Origin of the sequence: Sphingobacterium sp. G1-14, assembly GCF_002196555.1 — a bacterium.
GTDB classification, from domain to species: domain Bacteria; phylum Bacteroidota; class Bacteroidia; order Sphingobacteriales; family Sphingobacteriaceae; genus Sphingobacterium; species Sphingobacterium siyangense.
In genome coordinates, this window is sequence record NZ_CP021381.1 from 5,632,786 (window position 1) to 5,650,360 (window position 17,575).

Here is a 17,575-nt window from a genome sequence, read left to right on the forward strand (position 1 = left end):
AAAATATTGTTAAATAAAAGTACGAATAATTCATATAATCTGATAATTTTGTGCTGTTGTTCAAAAAAGTATATATTGAACACAATTACTACGTATACCGCCGAAGGCAGCGTGAATGCTTGTGACAAAAAAATAAATGATGAACAAATAACCGAGTGAAACGAATTCATTTATACAAATGAAGATCACTCATAAATATCATAAATAATTTATACGGATGAAAAAAAACATTTATATATTGTTTTTATTGCTGTTTGCATCAATTCAGGCCAGTCTTGCGCAACGTCAAGTTATTGATCGCGTTGTAGCAACGGTTGGATCGGGCATTATCTTACAGTCCGACGTGGATATGCAATATTCTCAATGGTTAGCGCAAGGGAATAAACCTAATGAAAATTTTAAATGCGGCGTACTTGAGCAGTTAATCATTCAGAAGCTGCTTTCCCAACAGGCAGTAATTGACTCTATAGATGTAACGGAAACCGAAGTTGACGATAACCTTAACTCCCGCCTACGTCATATGTCACAACAGGCAGGAGGGCAAGAACGTCTTGAAAAATTCCTCAACCGCTCTTTATTGCAATACAAAGAAGAAATGCGTTCAAGTGTTTTTGAGCAATTGAAAGCTAACAAAATGCAGCAAAACATTGTTCAAAAAGTAGACGTAACACCATTGGAAGTAAAGCGTTATTTTGAAGGCTTGAATAAAGACAGTCTGCCTTACTTCAATACCGAGGTAGAAATCGGTGAGATTGTGATGATGCCCAAATTGACAGATGCAGAAAAAAAAGAGCAGCGAGATAAGATTGAAGGTATCCGCAAGCAGATTGTAGATGGCTCAGACTTTGGTACAATGGCTCGTATATACTCGCAAGATCCCGGATCTGCCCCTTATGGTGGTGATTTAGGTTTCGGCACACGTGACAACTACGTAAAGGAATTCTCCGCGATGGCTTTTAAATTAAAACCGGGAGAAATTTCTCCAATTGTAGAATCCAAATTTGGCTTTCATATTATTCAGGTACTCGAACGACGGGGCGAAGAGGTGCATACACGCCATATCCTGATGAAGATCAATCCTGGTACTGCTGCGTTGGAAAGAACCAAAAATAAATTGGACAGTATCTATAAACTGGTTGTTGACAAAAAAATGGATTTCTATCACGCTGCTACAAATTATTCGGATGCAGAAGAAAGCAAATTCAATGGGGGTATGATCCTAAATCAAGAAGGCTCAAGCCGCACAACCGTAATTCCTATGGATGGCTTGGAAAAATCAGTATTTACAGCAATCGATCCCCTAAAACCAGGAGAATACTCCAAACCAGAGCAATTTACAGACAAAATGGGCGATGTTGGCTACCGTTTCAATTACTTGAAAACACGTATTCCGCCGCACAAAGCAAATTTGGACGAGGATTTCACCAAAATCAAAGAGGCTGCCAGACAAGATAAAATCAATCGCAATCTAAGTAAATGGTTCGATGATAAATCGAAAACAACATTTATCAATATCAGTGACGAGTTTGGTTCATGCGATGAATTGAAAAAATGGAAAAAACAATAAGTGTACAACACTTATCCTATAAAAAAGGGCTTGAATAGTATATATTCAAGCCCTTTTTTTATTTGGCAATCGTCATGCTATTTCTCAAACATCATCTCGATCAGAATATTCCAGTTCGCTTTCTTCACATCATCCTTCGCCAATTCGCTCAGTTGCCAGATACGAATATAATTATACTTCACCACCTTATCCTTTTGTCGCACCGTTGCAGTTCCTTTTGTATAGGCAAAATCGCCACTATACGAACGTTTTACTTCTTCGGGCACTGTTTCTATCGTCATCCGTTGTTTTTTGAGGTAAGCCATCATTGTGGCCTTTCCCTCCATCGGACTGGTCCAAGGGAACAAAAAGCGGACATCCTCGCTTAAAAACTCCTTATATGCGGTTGGGTTATCGGCCTTCAGAACTGTTGACATCAATTTGTCTGTTTCCAGGACAATATCTTCACGCTGATTTAATCGCACTTTAGAGCGATGCTTCAGATACCACGAATCGGTAGGTTCGATATATTCAAGATCAAATTCCCCATCCTTCCCGTTGTTTTCAACTTCGGCCCGAATATCGACCAGCCACTTACCCTTTTTGTTGCGTTTCCAGACAGTCAAGTATTCTCCATGACGCAATCTTGCACCTACTTTCTGAAAGTCCATAGACCCCGAAGTCACACCAAACTCCTGACTTTTAGCAATCAACGCAAACGTAGGTTGCCAATTTAAAACATCGGGAATATTTGGTCTATTATTAAGATAGTTATAAGCATTTACTGCCGATGGGACATAAAACGTAGATTCCTTATCAATGATCGAAAGAAACGCTTGATGCGGTGTAGAGGCTTTAGCCAGTGCAGCAGCATCCTTATCGGCCTGCAATAGGCTTCCAACTTTCTCAGGTATCTGCGCATAAAGTGTTGTACCAGCAACACTCATGAATGCGACGACGGATAGCCTATTCCAAAAATTCATATGCAAATTGATCTTTCTTTTAAAGGTTACATGGAATATCCATTGGTTTCCACGATAATGTGTTTTCCCAATAGGAATATTCCATTTTATTCCTCTTTTATAAATTCGATTTCTTATCTATCAAATCTTATTCCAAAGTGTTCCTTCTTTGCTATCTTTCAATTGAATTCCAATAGAATTAAGCTCATCACGAATACGGTCAGAGGTGACGAAGTCTTTATTTGCTTTGGCTTCATTACGTAGTTTAATGACCAGATTCATGACGTCATCGATATCATCGGATGCTGAAGTCTGATCGTTTCTAAGCCCTAGGATATCCTCAACAAATTCTTTCATGAATACTTGAAGACCTTCCAATCCCTCAGCTGTTACTTTCGCTTTACCATCATAAATAGAGTTGATGATACGGACAATTTCAAACAATTCGGCAATGAGTACAGGACTATTAAAATCGTCATCCATAGCTGCGTAACACTTGCGGCGGATTTCAGCTAAATTGAATGAATCAGCACCTTTCGACACTTTCAATTTGTCTAAAAGACTGATCGCAGTCATAAGTCTTTTATACCCCTTGTCGGCCGCATCCAATGCCTCATTGGAGAAATCCAACGTGCTTCTATAATGTGCCTGTAACATAAAGAATCGCACGGCCATCGGCGAATAACCTCTATTCAATAAGGGATGGTTTCCAGTAAATAGTTCACCCGGTAAAAATCCATTTCCGGCAGATTTGGACATACGCGCACCATTTACAGTCAACATATTCGTGTGCATCCAATATTTGGCAGGGCTCGTATGGTTACATGCTTCTGATTGTGCAATTTCATTGGTATGATGTGTAGCTGCCAAATCCATTCCACCGCCATGAATATCAAACTGATCACCTAAGTACTTTCTGCTCATGGCCGAACATTCAATATGCCAACCTGGGAAGCCAACACTCCAAGGTGCAGGCCAACGCATAATCGTTTCAGGTTTTGCTTTGATCCATAAGGCAAAATCCAAACGTCCCTTTTTCTCATCCTGACCGCTCAATTCACGGGTATTATTGAGCATATCCTCCAATTTACGATTGGTCAATATCGTATAATCGTATGTTTCAACGTATTTTTCAACATCAAAATAGATTGTACCGTTGCGCTCATAGGCATAGCCATTCTCCATAATCTGTTCGATCATTTCAATCTGCTCGGAAATATGTCCTGTCGCAGTAGGCTCAATACTGGGCGGCAACGTATTGAAAAGACGCAATACGTCATGAAAACCTATCGTATACTTTTGAACAATTTCCATCGGTTCCAATTGTTCCAATTTTGCTTTTTTTGCAAATTTATCATCCCCTTCATCACGATCGCCTTCCAAGTGCCCCGCATCGGTAATATTGCGCACATAACGCACTTTATAACCAAGGTGACGCAAGTATCTAAAAATCAAATCAAAAGACACAAACGTCCGACAGTTCCCCAAATGCACATCACTGTACACTGTGGGCCCACATACATACATACCAACAAGATTGGGATGAATAGGTTCGAATTTTTCTTTTGTTCGCGAAAGCGTATTGTATAAATAGAGATTATGGTCCATGTTTAATCGCTGCTTGGAAATCTATTTTTGTCTGAAATATATTTGAATTGGCACACCTGTAAAGTCAAAGTTCTCACGCAATTTGTTTTCAATAAAACGTTTGTACGGATCTTTGATGTATTGTGGCAGATTACAGAAGAATGCAAACATCGGTGTCCGTCCTGGCAACTGTGTTGCATATTTAATTTTGATATATTTACCCTTTAAGGATGGCGGTGGATAATTCTCGATAATATCCAACATCACTTCATTCAATTTGGAAGTAGGGATCTTTTTGGTTTTGTTGGCATATACCTTGTCGGCAACTTCCAACACCTTAAGAACACGTTGTTTTTCAGTTACGGAAGTAAAGATAATAGGCACATCTGTAAATGGTGCTATTTTCTCTTTGATGCGATCTTCAAAAGCCTTCATTGTTTTGTTGTCCTTTTCGATCAAATCCCACTTATTGACAACAATTACGATACCTTTACGGTTCTTCTCTGCCAGGTTGAAAATATTAACATCCTGCGCTTCTAATCCATCCTGTGCATCCAACATTAAAATCGTCACATCAGAATCTTCCAAGGCTTTGATGGTACGCATCACCGAATAAAACTCAATATCTTCATTTACTTTGGACTTACGACGAAGACCTGCAGTATCGATCAATAAAAAGTTATGTCCATATTGATTGTAATGTATACGGATTGAATCACGTGTTGTCCCTGCCATTGGCGTTACAATGTTGCGATCTTTACCGATCAAAGCATTTGTCAAAGAAGATTTACCTACATTCGGGCGGCCTACGATGGTATATTTAGGTAAGGATTCTTCTTCTTCCTCCTCCACTTCGAAATGAGAAACCACAGCATCCAACAGTTCACCTGTACCCGATCCTGTAGCTGACGAGATATTGAAGACCTCTCCTAAACCAAAGGCATAAAACTCTGCCGATTCATGATGCAATTTCGCGTGATCGACTTTATTGGCCACTACATACACAGGTTTGGAGCTTCTTCTCAGAATATCAGCGATTTCGTCATCCAAGTCGGTAATACCAGTTGTGACATCCACCATGAATATAACGACTGAAGCTTCTTCAATAGCGATATAAACCTGATCGCGAATAGCCTCTTCAAAGACATCATCCGAACCATGTACAAAACCACCTGTATCAATTACTGTAAATTTCTTTCCGATCCACTCGGCTGTTTCATAATGACGGTCGCGCGTCACCCCGATAAAGTCATCAACAATCGCTTTTCTACTTTCTGTAAGACGATTGAATAAGGTAGATTTACCAACATTTGGACGACCAACAATTGCAACAATATTTGCCATATTTATTTTATTTGATCCACCCACTATCACAGCAGGCGGCACTTTTATGCTAAAAATATACTTAAGGGAACAAAGATACGGATTCGAAAGGGATTATCGCGACACAAAAACAAAAATGGCTTTACCGTGAAGTAAAGCCATTTATAGGGTTTAAATTATCAATATTCGCCTAGTTAGACGTTGGATTCTGAGTCAATTTGCCCGGATATGAATTTATCGCATCCTGAGGAATAAAATAAGTTACTCTAAAATCTGTTGGTAGAATATCTTCAAATTGTTTCTGTGGCCCCGGATATGTACGGTTTAACGGGTCTCCGTTACGGAACACATCGTAGCTGCGTTCAGCCTGATAAGCCAATTCCAACTGACGCTCTTTGTCAATCAGTTTGCTTGCACTGGCCGCATCAATTGAAGTATATCCACCATTGACAATAGATCGATTTCTGATGGTATTTAAATCATTTAGCGCTGCACCATAATTACCTAATTTTGCATTAGCCTCTGCGCGGTTTAAATAAATTTCACCCAAGCGGCTGATTACAGGGGAGTGCAGTTGAGACTCCTCACCTTCACGTGAGCATTTCACAATATAAAATTGTGGATAAGCCCGGTTCAAGGAAATATAGTAATCAATCATACCTGTATATGTTTTACCATCTGCATAGGCAATTTTATAGGTTTGTTGTGCAGCATTGACAGCAGTTAATGTATAGACATTATCACCATCTTTACAAGTCACGGTATTCCCGTTTATGGTAGCAGGAGCCTGTACATAGCTTAGCGTAACCGGATCGCCTGCATTTTTGGGTACATCTTGTTTAATAAACCGAAAAACAGTTGTGTATTTTCCCGCATCATCTTTTGAATAAGTAGGTTCAATAAATGCTGCACGTGCGTCGACAATCGTATAATGATCAGGTCTCCAGTCATTGCGACCAGTTTCATTCAATAAATCAATGTATTTGGCGCTGGAATACATCTCACCCCAGCCCATACCACCAATATTGGAATACATACCTCCAATGCCATAATAATGGTCATCGCCCGAAAATTCAGAAGCCACACGTTTCACCGCAAAGATGGTCTCCTTGTTATCTTCAGGTCTAAACGTATTGTATTTCATGAATTGCTCACGGCCCAACAGGACATATTTACCTGAGTTAATCACTTTATCCGCATATTCTACAGAAAGACGCGCATATTCCGCATTTGGATTTTTATACGTACCACTCATATACAGATATATACGGGAAAGCATCGCTTGCGCTGCACCCTTAGACGCATATGCGGCCCCCTTATCAAGGGTCATTAAAGCTTCTGCTTTTTTCAGATCACTGATCGCTTGCGCGTAAGTATCTTTTACAGACGCACGGTCCGGTAAGTTCAAATCATTGAAAACATCTTCAGGTGTACCATTGACAATCGGAACGCCTAAGTTTGTTTCTGGACTTTGGTAGTAAGGCTTCCCGAATGCGCGACAAAGGTAAAAATACATCATTCCACGGATGTAATAACATTCACCTATTTTATTGTCCATTTCTGGACTCTGACCTTCAGCAAACATCTTGATCAGGTTCGACGATTGGGCAATCGCTTTATAACCGCTATCCCAAAAGTTTTGCAAACGGTAATTATTGGGTGTTCTTGCATAGGAAATAAATTCGTAAAATGCATCTGTCGATGATCCGCGGATCATCATATTATCCCCAGCGTATTCACCAAGACGGTGCATCGGATCAGACCAAGCTTTTAACTGCGCATAAGTACCTGTTACCATTGCATCAGGATTACTTGCAATATTTTCTTCATCCATTGAAGTATAAGGAAGACGATCTATATCGCAGGAGGATACTGCCGTTGCGATCAAAAGTCCTATTAATATCTTTTTCATTGTTGATTTTCTAAACGTTAAAATTAAAATGTTACGCTTGCGCCGAACATGTATTTGCGAACCATAGGATAGACAGAAACTCCGGTAGATCGAATCATTTGACCGCCGCCGCCTTTGCCATCTGGCTCAGTCAATGGAAGCTCCGGATCAACACCCGAATAGTTTGTAATCGTAAACAAATTCTCGCCAGCTAAGAATACACGTAAATTTTTGATGTTATATTTCTTTAAATCAAAGTTGTACCCTAAGGTCAGCGATCTCATTTTCAAGAAATTGTTACTTTCTAAAAAGCGTGTTGAAGGTGAATTACCTTTATCTTGGTTGTCGTATCTCGCAATCGGGTGAGTGGCAACATCGCCAGGTTTTTCCCAACGGCTCCAACCATCCTGTAACTTCATCTGGTTACGATCCGTATAGGTTCCATCCGAATCAAATTCCTGACGCGAGTAATTATATAATTTACCCCCCAAGGAGAAACCGAACACGGCATTCAGGTCAAACTGCTTATAACTTAAAGCCGTACTGAAACCGCCGAAAAGATCCGGATTTCCTTTTCCTACATTACGGAAGGTTGCATTGGAATAGTTAGACGTCGTTGTCCTTGTTTCATTGCCATTGGCATCTGTCTCGTATCGATACCACATTGGCAAACCATTATCTACGTTAACACCAGCCCATTCTTTTAAATAATAGGTATCTACCGGAAGACCCGGTTGAAGCAGACGTTGCGCCGATCCAGCGATACCTGATCCGTCACCTGCGATAATTGGTTTTGAAACAAGATTACCATTGGCATCTTTTGTCGCAAATAGCTCGGTCAATTTATTCACATTGTGACTCAAATTAACATCCAAGCTCCAATGTACATTGTCATTTCGAACGATGTCGCCACCGATGGTCAATTCAATCCCCCGGTTTTGCATCTTACCAATATTTTTCCAGATAGAAGTGACACCGGTCAGACCGCTGATTGGCACTTGATAAAGTACATTATCGGTCTTCTTGTCATAATAATCAACATTGAATCGCAATCTATTCTTAAACAAGGCTGCATCAACCCCAAAACCAGTTGTGTAGGTTTTTTCCCAAGTCAGATCTTTATTACCGATTTGGCTAATTAATGCCCCTGGTATACCATTATAACTTGATGATGCAGACACCGAGTAAAGACTATATTGCGGATATAATGAACTTGGTCTATTACCTACCGATCCATAAGCTGCTCTCAGTTTTAAGTTATCTACCCAATCAGCCTTGAACCACTCTTCCTTATTGATATTCCAACCACCACTAACTGAAAAGAAGTTTCCATATTTTGCATTGGTACCAAAATTGGATGCTCCATCACGACGGAAAGATACCTGTGCCAAATATTTATTATCGTATGCATAGTTTGCATTAGACAAAAATGACTGTACTGCCCATTCGGAAATTCCACCTCTGGTTCGCTCTGGTTTTGCAACAACATCCAATACCTCGAAACCATTTACAATACCTGTTCCATAAGCATCTAAGGTTTTTGTCCAATAGTCGTTAAATTCGTATGCAGCCAATCCATTCAGGCTATGTTTATCCCAAGTCTTGTTGAAACGTAAAATCTGGTTGGTATACCGACGGGCAAATTCCATGCGATAATCTGTCACACGACCAATTACACTTTCGCCGCTGTTTGATCGTGGATCTTGATATCCGCTATCGGAATAACTATTGTAACGATAATTGTTGACAGAAGAGAAAGTCAACCAATCTGTTAATTTGATGTCGAAATCTAAGTTACCCATAAATTCATAATTGGTATTGGCACTATGATTCCATTGGAGGTCGTACAAGTAGTTTGTACTTGCATTGTTGACCCAGCCGCTGTAACGATGTGGCACTAAATTTCCATTTGCATCGTAAGGACTGTCCCAAGGCAGGTTTCCATACATGGCATTGACATCATATTGACGATCATCTACAGCACGTCTTGATCCCGCAATAGATGGCTTAATGGTCAGCCAATCGAAAGGCTTATAGTTGGTACGTAATCTAAAATTATAACGATCGTAATCATATCCTTTTACAGCACCGGCTTCGTTGTAGTAACCTAAAGACAAATAAGACTGTAATTTATCATTTCCACCCTGAATAGACAAATTGTGGTTTTGGACAAACCCGGTTTTTGTCGCCAGTTTCCACCAGTCAAAATTACTGTTGCGTAATTCAGGGTTCCAGCGTGGAAATTTAATTTTATCTTGATTGGAGAATGACGCAAAGTAGTCATAGAGTTCAGCACCATCCATCATTTCCATGTGTCCATTGGAAAGTTGGTTGATACCCATTTTTGTAGAAAAGCTAATGCTTGTTTTGGATGCAGTAGGGTTTTTGGTTGTCACAACGACAACACCATTCGCGCCTTGAGAACCATAAATCGAGGTTGAAGCAGCATCTTTTAGGATGGTTAATGATTCAATGTCGTCCGGATTGATATCACCTGGGCTTGAGCCAACAATAACACCGTCAATGACCCACAATGGGCTGGTCGTACCACTTAATGTTGCCTGACCACGAATCACAACACCGCCATTTGACCCTGGTTTACCGGCTCCTGGGGCAACATATACCCCGGCAGCTTTACCATTCAGCATGTTTTCAACCGATGGCGTAGTGACATCACGTAATTTGTTTCCTTTAACCGCCTGAAGAGCGCCAGTCAAACTTTCTTTTTTCTGTTGTGTTCCATAACCAACAATGACAACTTCCTGGAGTGCTTCACTATTGGACTCCATATTGATGTTAACAACCGGTCCTGTCACGGTCACTTCTTGTGCTTTATAACCAACACTTGTAACGACCAGTACATCACCATTTTTAGCATCTATTGTAAAACGTCCATCTGCTCCTGCGGATGTCGATTTACCGCTCCCCTTAACGCTAATGGTTGCTCCAGCCAACGGGCCGTCTGTAGACTGCACTTTTCCATTCACTTTTTGTTGATAAACCGCGTCATTCAACAAAATATTGTTGTTTGGAAACGTAAGACCATTAGCATTAGCCGAGCTGTGTGTACTTGCAATGAGTAAAGCTAATGATAACAGACTCAACTTGTGATTGTCGAGAATCTTTGAAATCATAATATTTAATAGTTAGTTTAAAAATTGATTAGCGTACTAATCAAAATTTAGGTACATGAATGCTAAATCTAAAGCAAGATGATAGTATATCAAAATTTAGCAACAACGAAATCGATTGCGCCAATTAAACAAACGATTGCATAAACACACATTTTACAGCGTAATCCAATATCAAAAAATTAGAACGATTAAATAACAGCAAAAGACCGTTTTTCAACAACCTCACGACAATCGATAAAAAGAAATTTACAAGAGTAGGAAAAAAGATGATCCTGAAAAACAGGCGGTATTATAGCGTAAATTAGGACACAAAAAAAGCCAAGATATTCACCTCGGCTTTTTTCTTTTAGTAGCGGGGACCAGACTCGAACTAGTGACCTTCGGGTTATGAGCCCGACGAGCTACCAACTGCTCCACCCCGCAATGTATTTTAAATTTCTTTAAAAGAACCGATCATTGCAATCGGCTCTTTCTTTTAGTAGCGGGGACCAGACTCGAACTAGTGACCTTCGGGTTATGAGCCCGACGAGCTACCAACTGCTCCACCCCGCAATGTATTTTAAATTTCTTTAAAAGAACCGATCATTGCAATCGGCTCTTTCTTTTAGTAGCGGGGACCAGACTCGAACTAGTGACCTTCGGGTTATGAGCCCGACGAGCTACCAACTGCTCCACCCCGCAATGTATTTTAAATTTCTTTAAAAGAACCGATCATTGCAACCGGCTCTTTTTTTAGTAGCGGGGACCAGACTCGAACTAGTGACCTTCGGGTTATGAGCCCGACGAGCTACCAACTGCTCCACCCCGCAATGTATTTTAAATTTCTTTAAAAGAACCGATCATTGCAATCGGCTCTTTCTTTAGTAGCGGGGACCAGACTCGAACTAGTGACCTTCGGGTTATGAGCCCGACGAGCTACCAACTGCTCCACCCCGCAATATATTTTTGAACAAAATTGCTTTTTTCTTTTGAAAAAACAAGATTATGATCCTTCCGAATTGGAGTACAAAGATATATTTTGTTTCTTTGTAATCCTAATAAAATTTAGAAAAATGTCACATAAAGCAGGATTCGTAAGTATCATCGGAAAGCCAAATGCTGGTAAGTCCACCCTAATGAACGCTTTAGTGGGTGAAAAAATGTCTATCATTACACCCAAAGCGCAAACGACAAGACACCGCATTATCGGTATTGTAAACGATGAAGACCATCAAATTGTGTTTTCGGACACCCCTGGTGTTATCAAACCAAACTATTCTTTGCAAGAATCGATGATGAATTTTGTCCAAGGATCGTTGATCGATGCAGACATTATTTTATTTGTGACAGATATCCACGAAAAATACGATGAGAACGATGTCCTGGAGAAATTGCGTAAAACAAATTCCCCTGTTGCCGTGCTTATCAACAAAATCGATAAATCTTCGGAAGAAGAGGTCAAGGCTAAGATCGAATTTTGGCAGGAAAAATTAAATCCGGATACCGTTTTTGCGATTTCAGCAAAATTAAATCATAATGTTGCTGCCGTGATGCACTACATTAAGGATAAATTACCGATTCACGAAGCCTATTATGAAAAAGATGAGTTAACGGATAAATCCATGCGTTTTTTTGTCTCTGAGATGATTCGTGAAAAAGTATTCAAACTATACGATAAAGAGATTCCCTACAGTACAGAAGTAATCGTTACATCTTACAAAGAAGAGGCAAATATCACACGTATTGCTGCCGAAATTATTGTTGAGCGCGACTCTCAAAAAAACATTATCATTGGAAAAGCGGGAGCCATGATCAAAAAAGTCGGCACCTATGCGCGCCAGGATATTGAAGAGTTTATCGACGGAAAAGTATTCCTCGAGCTTTTTGTTAAGGTAATTCCTGACTGGAGAAGTAAAAAGAACTACCTTAAACGTTTCGGTTACGACGATTAATTCGCATTGAACATTCGTACAGGGGAGATCTTTTTATACTGACCTCCCCTGTGCGAACTGTTCTTCTTGTAAATTTTTACTTTGCAAAATATTCACGAAGTGCTTTAATCTGTTTCAGATTAAGCACTTTTTTTAGCTCTTCATCTGAGGCTTCCTTCGCTTTTTTCACCGATTTAAATTCAGTTAATACTTTCTCAACGGTTGTTTTACCTATGCCCGGAACGTTTTCCAGCTCTGAAACGAAGGTCTTCCGGCTCCGTTGATTCCTGTGGAAGGTGATTCCGAAGCGGTGTGCCTCATCCCGAAGATGTTGAATGACCTTGAGGGTTTCAGATTTTTTATCTAAATAAAGTGGATATTGATCACCTGGATAGAAAAGCTCCTCCAGTCTTTTGGCAATACCGATGACGGTTACTTTTCGCTCTATCCCCAACAAGCGCAGGCTCTTTAAGGCTGCGCCTAGCTGTCCTTTTCCGCCATCGATAATGATCAATTGCGGCAAAGGTTGATCTTCATCCAATAATCGCCTATAGCGTCTAAAAACAGCTTCCTCCATCGTGGCAAAATCGTTTGGTCCCTCAACTGTTTTCACATTAAAGTGACGGTAATCTTTCTTCGAAGGTTTTGCATCCTTAAAGACAACAATAGCCGATACGGGATAATTCCCCTGAATATTCGAGTTATCAAAACATTCGATATGCTGAGGGAGCACATTCATGCGAAGATCTTTTTGCATCTGCTTTAAGATGCGCTCGGTCCGAATATCAGGATTAAGCTTTTCATATTGCAACAGACGCTCTTTTCTAAAGAATGCCACGTTCTTTTGAGACAGCTCTAGCAATTTTTTCTTTTCGCCCAGCTTCGGAATCGTAAATCGAATCCGTTCGTTCTCTTCAATATCTAATTCAAAGGGTACGATAATTTCCCGTGAAAGGCTTTTGAAGCGCTCCCGAATCTCCGGTATGGCCAAGGCCAAAAGCTCCTGTTCACTCTCATCCAAACGCCGCTTCATTTCGAGCGTCTGTGTCTGAATAATAACACCATTCATGACTTTCAGGTAATTGACAAAAGCGTAGCCCTCGTCTGAAGCAATACTAAATACATCCACATTTGTAATGGATGAGTTGACCACCGTAGACTTGCTTTGGTAATTGTCCAGCTTATCCAGCTTCGCCTTAATTAACTGCGCTCTTTCAAAATCCAGAGCTGCTGCTGCGGTAGCAATACTCTCCTTTAAACGATTGGTCACCACAGCAATCTTTCCGTTCAGAATATCCTTGATATCACTCAGATTCTGATCATAGTCGTCTTCGGACTGATACCCTTCACAGGGCCCCTTGCAATTTCCAATTTGATATTCGAGACAGATCTTAAACTTGCCTTTCCGTATATTTTCCTGTGTTAGGGCCAAATTGCAGGTACGGAGGGGAAACAATTCACGGATCAGATCCAATACAATATGCATCATCCCCACCGAAGGATAGGGGCCATAATAACGGGACCCATCCTTGATATATTGTCGGGTCCAAAAAACCCGCGGAAAAGGTTCGTTCTTGATGACAATCCATGGATAGGTTTTATCATCCTTCAACAGAACATTATACTTGGGTTTGTGTTTTTTGATCAATGAATTCTCAAGCAGCCAAGCATCAATCTCCGTGTCAACGATAGTAAAAGATATACGGTTGATCTTCCGAACCAAAACACGGGTTTTGCCATTCAGCTGATTTTCATTAACGAAATACGAACCGACCCGGTTACGCAAATCCTTCGCTTTACCGATATAAATCAGTTCGTTATTTTTATCAAAATACTGATAGACTCCCGGTCGATGCGGTATCTTCTTTAATTCTTCTCTATAGTCAAATACGTCCATTATGTTCCAATATCAAACACCTTCAGCAAAAAAGCCAGACAACAAATCTCGAAAAAATTTATTGTCTGGCCCAATGGTATTCGTTAAAATAACTTAGAAACCTAAGCGATCATCTTTTAGTTTAGTCGCATCTTTGCCGCTTGAATCCGTAGACCCATCTTCGACATCGGAGCCACCACCGCCCCAATACTGATTACAGTCAATGACACGGGTAAGCCCTCCCTGCGGTTGCTCAAAATCACCCTTGGTATACTTCAAATTTGAATCTTTATACACTTTCTGCATGTAGTAAGCGAATACTGGCATCGCTGCTGCAGCCCCCTGTCCGTACTCCATCCTGTCGAAACTAATGCCTCGATCTTCTGCACCAGTCCAAACACCCGTAACCAGTTCCGGTGTAATACCAATAAACCAGGCATCTGAGTTATCGTTGGTTGTACCTGTTTTACCGCCAATTGGATTTGTGAGCTTATACATCCATTGAATACGTCTCGCCGTACCCTGGGATACCACCTTTTTCAACATATCAACAATAATATAAGCGGATTCACTATTTAAGGCTTTTACGACCTTTGGTGCTTTATCATAGATCGGTGTACCATTTTTATCTTCAATCCGTAAGATCGCTGTTGGCTCAATCCAAGTTCCTTGATTCACAAATGCCGAATAAGCACCCACCATATCAAAGACCGACGCTTCATAAGCCCCTAATGAGATCGATGGATAATTAGGCACATCACTTGTTATACCCATCCGTTTTGTCAATGCAGCTACTTCCGCTGCACCAACTTCGTGCACCAGATAGGCCGTTGCATAGTTTTGCGAATACGCCAATGCTTTCGCTAAGGTAATCGGGTTTCCACCTTGTGCATTTCCTCTTGGTGTCCATCCGTTATAAGTTTGTTGGTAATTGGGAATACTGTAACATGGGGAATAACCATTGTCAATCGCCACCGCGTACGTAAATGGTTTCGCTGTTGATCCGACTTGACGCGTACCCATTTTTACCTGATCATATTTGAAATGGTCAAAGTCAATACCTCCAACCCAGGCTTTGATATGTCCGGTCTTCGGCTCCATAGACATCATCGCATTGCGCAACATAAGTTTATTGTACTTAATGGAGTCCATTGGCGTCATCATCGTATCAACACTTCCCTTCCATGTAAATATATTCATCGGAACCTTGACATTGAAGGCCTTTTTGATCTCGTCTTCATTCAAGCCCTCTTCTTTCAAAATACGGTAACGGTCAGAGCGCTTCATTCCGCTAACGAGCAGCTTGGCTTTATCCCCTTTAAAAGGATCCCTATTTTTCCATTGCGCGGCAAATTTAGACTGCAGTTGCTTCATCCACTCTTTTTGCGAATCTTCGGCATATTGCTGCATAGACATATTGATCGTCGTATAGATTTTCAATCCATCACGATCGAGGTCATAAGGTGTGCCATCCGGTTTGGTGATGGACAATTTTGCAAATTCCTTTTTGATTTCATCCTTTAATACCGCTCTAAAATATGGCGCCAAACCCTCACCGTAATTTGCGATCTTAAGTTCTAAACCAAGTGGTTTTTCTTTTGCTTTTGTAGCCTCCTCAGCCGAAATAAAATTTGCGGCAACCATATTATTCAACACCGTATTACGGCGTTTCATTGCATTTTGAGGATAACGTACAGGAGAATATACGCCAGGTCCTTTCAGCATCCCCACCAAAAGGGCTGCTTGATCAGCTGTCAATTTATCCGGAGTCGTATTAAAATAAGTCCGCGCTGCAGATTTGATTCCGTATGTATTGTAAGCACCAAAGTCTACCGTGTTAAAATACATGGTAATAATCTCATCTTTGGTATAATTTCTTTCCAAGCGAACAGCTGTAATCCATTCCTGAAATTTCTGGATGACACGCTTTAGAAAATTCTTTTGCCGTCCATCCGAAAATAGATTAAGTGCCAGCTGCTGTGTAATTGTACTTCCCCCCTGTTTGTTACCGGTCAGCGTGTGAAAGATAACTGTAAATGTACGTGAGTAGTCTATCCCAGAGTGATCATAAAAGCGTTTATCCTCTGTCGAAACCAATGCTTTGACCAAATAAGGTGACAATTCACTATACTTTACATTGGAGCGGTTTTGGACATAATAGGTTCCCAATACCTTATGATCTTCCGTGATAACTTCGGAAGCTAAATTACTTTTGGGGTTTTCCAAATCACTGAAGGAGGGTAATTTTCCAAATACGCCAAGACGTATACTCAATATAAAAAGGAAACCTATCGCGACGATCCCGACGATAATTTTCCAAAAATTGAACGTATACCGTTTGACATCAGCCTCAGTAAGTTGATTTTTTTTTGATACTCGTTTCATCTATTTACTAAATTTCAGACGTAAATATTATTCATTTTAAAGACCGCATTGCATAGCCCATTTTTCCGTCCACAGTTGTGTTTTGCAAACTTGGATACTGCATTATTTTGATCTTTAAAGATTTCAATTAAGACATTAATGCTCACTCTATCAGATAGTGTGCCAAGAATCCCTACTTTGGCAAAGGTATTACTAATTGGGCCAAAAGCAAGAATTTAAACGTGAAAATATTGAGGCGAACTACGCGCGTTCAATCAAACAAACCGCATAGGCAACCACCCCTTCCTGACGACCGATAAATCCCATCGTTTCATTTGTTGTTGCTTTAATAGAGATGTCGTCGATATCCAAACCCGTTGCTTCAGCCAGTTTAACTTTCATTTGTGGGATATAGGGTTTGATCTTAGGAGCTTCCAGACACAGCATCGCATCAATATTGCCAAGCGTATATCCCTTCGCAGCAATCAGCGCCATACATTCTTTTAACAACAATAAACTGCTAATGCCTTTCCAGCGCATATCTGTATTTGGAAAGTGGTAGCCAATATCTTCTAAATTGGCGGCCCCCAAAATGGCATCACATATCGCATGGACCAACACATCGGCATCAGAATGCCCAAAGGCACCAGCATGATGCTCCAATTGCACTCCACCTACAATAAATGGATGACCTTCTTTCATCTGATGGACATCAAATCCAAATCCTACCTTAATTTTCATTACACGAATTATATATAATAAAATACAGCCAATGTATGCTATTTGATAACCTAAGCTATGAGGTATAGATCAAACCCGATTTATCTTCGCGGAGATCCCCTGGTATGGATAGCTAAACACAATGACAGATTAGTGCGAAGATAACAATTCGCAGCTATATTTACCGCGACAAAAGGTTTCTAGCGGGTAGCGCAACGAAAATCATTGAAATAACGGTTCGACCGGAGGAAAAAAAAGACGC

10 protein-coding genes and 5 tRNA genes are annotated in these 17,575 nt (G+C 40.5%); 2 read left to right on the top strand and 13 right to left on the bottom strand.

Features of this window, described 5'->3' with window-relative positions; genetic code table 11:
* Positions 1–217 precede the first annotated feature (217 nt).
* Positions 218–1,567, top strand: a complete 1,350-nt coding sequence (locus CBM24_RS24365; RefSeq protein WP_075994297.1) for a peptidylprolyl isomerase — start codon at positions 218–220, stop codon at positions 1,565–1,567.
* Between the two features lie 77 nt (positions 1,568–1,644).
* Here CBM24_RS24365 and CBM24_RS24370 read toward each other — a convergent pair whose 3' ends face one another.
* From CBM24_RS24370 to CBM24_RS24415, 10 genes are all read right to left on the bottom strand, one after another.
* Positions 1,645–2,529: a DUF4440 domain-containing protein gene (locus CBM24_RS24370; RefSeq protein WP_070569123.1), complete on the bottom strand. Its 885-nt coding sequence runs from the start codon at positions 2,527–2,529 to the stop codon at positions 1,645–1,647.
* Between the two features lie 120 nt (positions 2,530–2,649).
* Positions 2,650–4,116 carry a cysteine--tRNA ligase gene (cysS, locus tag CBM24_RS24375; protein ID WP_088163049.1) on the bottom strand — a complete coding sequence of 489 codons (1,467 nt, stop codon included), beginning with the start codon at positions 4,114–4,116 and terminating at the stop codon, positions 2,650–2,652.
* Positions 4,117–4,137: 21 nt separating this feature from the next.
* Entirely contained in the window at positions 4,138–5,439 is a 1,302-nt protein-coding gene (der, locus tag CBM24_RS24380; RefSeq protein ID WP_088163773.1) for a ribosome biogenesis GTPase Der, read from the bottom strand.
* Between the two features lie 169 nt (positions 5,440–5,608).
* Positions 5,609–7,330: a RagB/SusD family nutrient uptake outer membrane protein gene (locus CBM24_RS24385; protein WP_088163050.1), complete on the bottom strand. Its 1,722-nt coding sequence runs from the start codon at positions 7,328–7,330 to the stop codon at positions 5,609–5,611.
* A 23-nt stretch (positions 7,331–7,353) separates the two neighbouring features.
* Entirely contained in the window at positions 7,354–10,443 is a 3,090-nt protein-coding gene (locus tag CBM24_RS24390; protein ID WP_088163051.1) for a SusC/RagA family TonB-linked outer membrane protein, read from the bottom strand.
* A 350-nt stretch (positions 10,444–10,793) separates the two neighbouring features.
* Positions 10,794–10,866: transfer RNA gene (locus CBM24_RS24395), tRNA-Met, on the bottom strand.
* A gap of 56 nt (positions 10,867–10,922) precedes the next feature.
* A tRNA-Met gene (locus CBM24_RS24400) sits at positions 10,923–10,995 on the bottom strand.
* A 56-nt stretch (positions 10,996–11,051) separates the two neighbouring features.
* Positions 11,052–11,124 (bottom strand) — tRNA-Met (locus tag CBM24_RS24405).
* A gap of 55 nt (positions 11,125–11,179) precedes the next feature.
* Positions 11,180–11,252 (bottom strand) — tRNA-Met (locus tag CBM24_RS24410).
* Positions 11,253–11,307: 55 nt separating this feature from the next.
* Positions 11,308–11,380 (bottom strand) — tRNA-Met (locus CBM24_RS24415).
* A 115-nt stretch (positions 11,381–11,495) separates the two neighbouring features.
* Here CBM24_RS24415 and era point away from each other — a divergent pair.
* Positions 11,496–12,374: a GTPase Era gene (era, locus tag CBM24_RS24420; RefSeq protein ID WP_070570335.1), complete on the top strand. Its 879-nt coding sequence runs from the start codon at positions 11,496–11,498 to the stop codon at positions 12,372–12,374.
* 76 nt (positions 12,375–12,450) lie between these two features.
* Here era and uvrC read toward each other — a convergent pair whose 3' ends face one another.
* The 3 genes from uvrC to ispF form a co-directional block, all read right to left on the bottom strand.
* The gene (gene uvrC / locus CBM24_RS24425; protein WP_070570103.1) at positions 12,451–14,250 is read right to left on the bottom strand and encodes an excinuclease ABC subunit UvrC; all 1,800 of its coding nucleotides are present in this window, start codon (positions 14,248–14,250) and stop codon (positions 12,451–12,453) included.
* 93 nt (positions 14,251–14,343) lie between these two features.
* Entirely contained in the window at positions 14,344–16,614 is a 2,271-nt protein-coding gene (locus CBM24_RS24430; protein WP_088163052.1) for a transglycosylase domain-containing protein, read from the bottom strand.
* A gap of 240 nt (positions 16,615–16,854) precedes the next feature.
* Positions 16,855–17,334, bottom strand: a complete 480-nt coding sequence (ispF, locus tag CBM24_RS24435; protein ID WP_070570337.1) for a 2-C-methyl-D-erythritol 2,4-cyclodiphosphate synthase — start codon at positions 17,332–17,334, stop codon at positions 16,855–16,857.
* Positions 17,335–17,575: the final 241 nt, after the last annotated feature.

Bases quoted from the DNA above. Each gene is read 5' to 3' on its own strand.
- CBM24_RS24365 (WP_075994297.1), top strand. From the start codon at position 218: ATGAAAAAAAACATTTATATATTGTTTTTATTGCTGTTTGCATCAATT.
- CBM24_RS24370 (WP_070569123.1), bottom strand. From the start codon at position 2,529: ATGAATTTTTGGAATAGGCTATCCGTCGTCGCATTCATGAGTGTTGCT.
- cysS (WP_088163049.1), bottom strand. From the start codon at position 4,116: ATGGACCATAATCTCTATTTATACAATACGCTTTCGCGAACAAAAGAA.
- der (WP_088163773.1), bottom strand. From the start codon at position 5,439: ATGGCAAATATTGTTGCAATTGTTGGTCGTCCAAATGTTGGTAAATCT.
- CBM24_RS24385 (WP_088163050.1), bottom strand. From the start codon at position 7,330: ATGAAAAAGATATTAATAGGACTTTTGATCGCAACGGCAGTATCCTCC.
- CBM24_RS24390 (WP_088163051.1), bottom strand. From the start codon at position 10,443: ATGATTTCAAAGATTCTCGACAATCACAAGTTGAGTCTGTTATCATTA.
- era (WP_070570335.1), top strand. From the start codon at position 11,496: ATGTCACATAAAGCAGGATTCGTAAGTATCATCGGAAAGCCAAATGCT.
- uvrC (WP_070570103.1), bottom strand. From the start codon at position 14,250: ATGGACGTATTTGACTATAGAGAAGAATTAAAGAAGATACCGCATCGA.
- CBM24_RS24430 (WP_088163052.1), bottom strand. From the start codon at position 16,614: ATGAAACGAGTATCAAAAAAAAATCAACTTACTGAGGCTGATGTCAAA.
- ispF (WP_070570337.1), bottom strand. From the start codon at position 17,334: ATGAAAATTAAGGTAGGATTTGGATTTGATGTCCATCAGATGAAAGAA.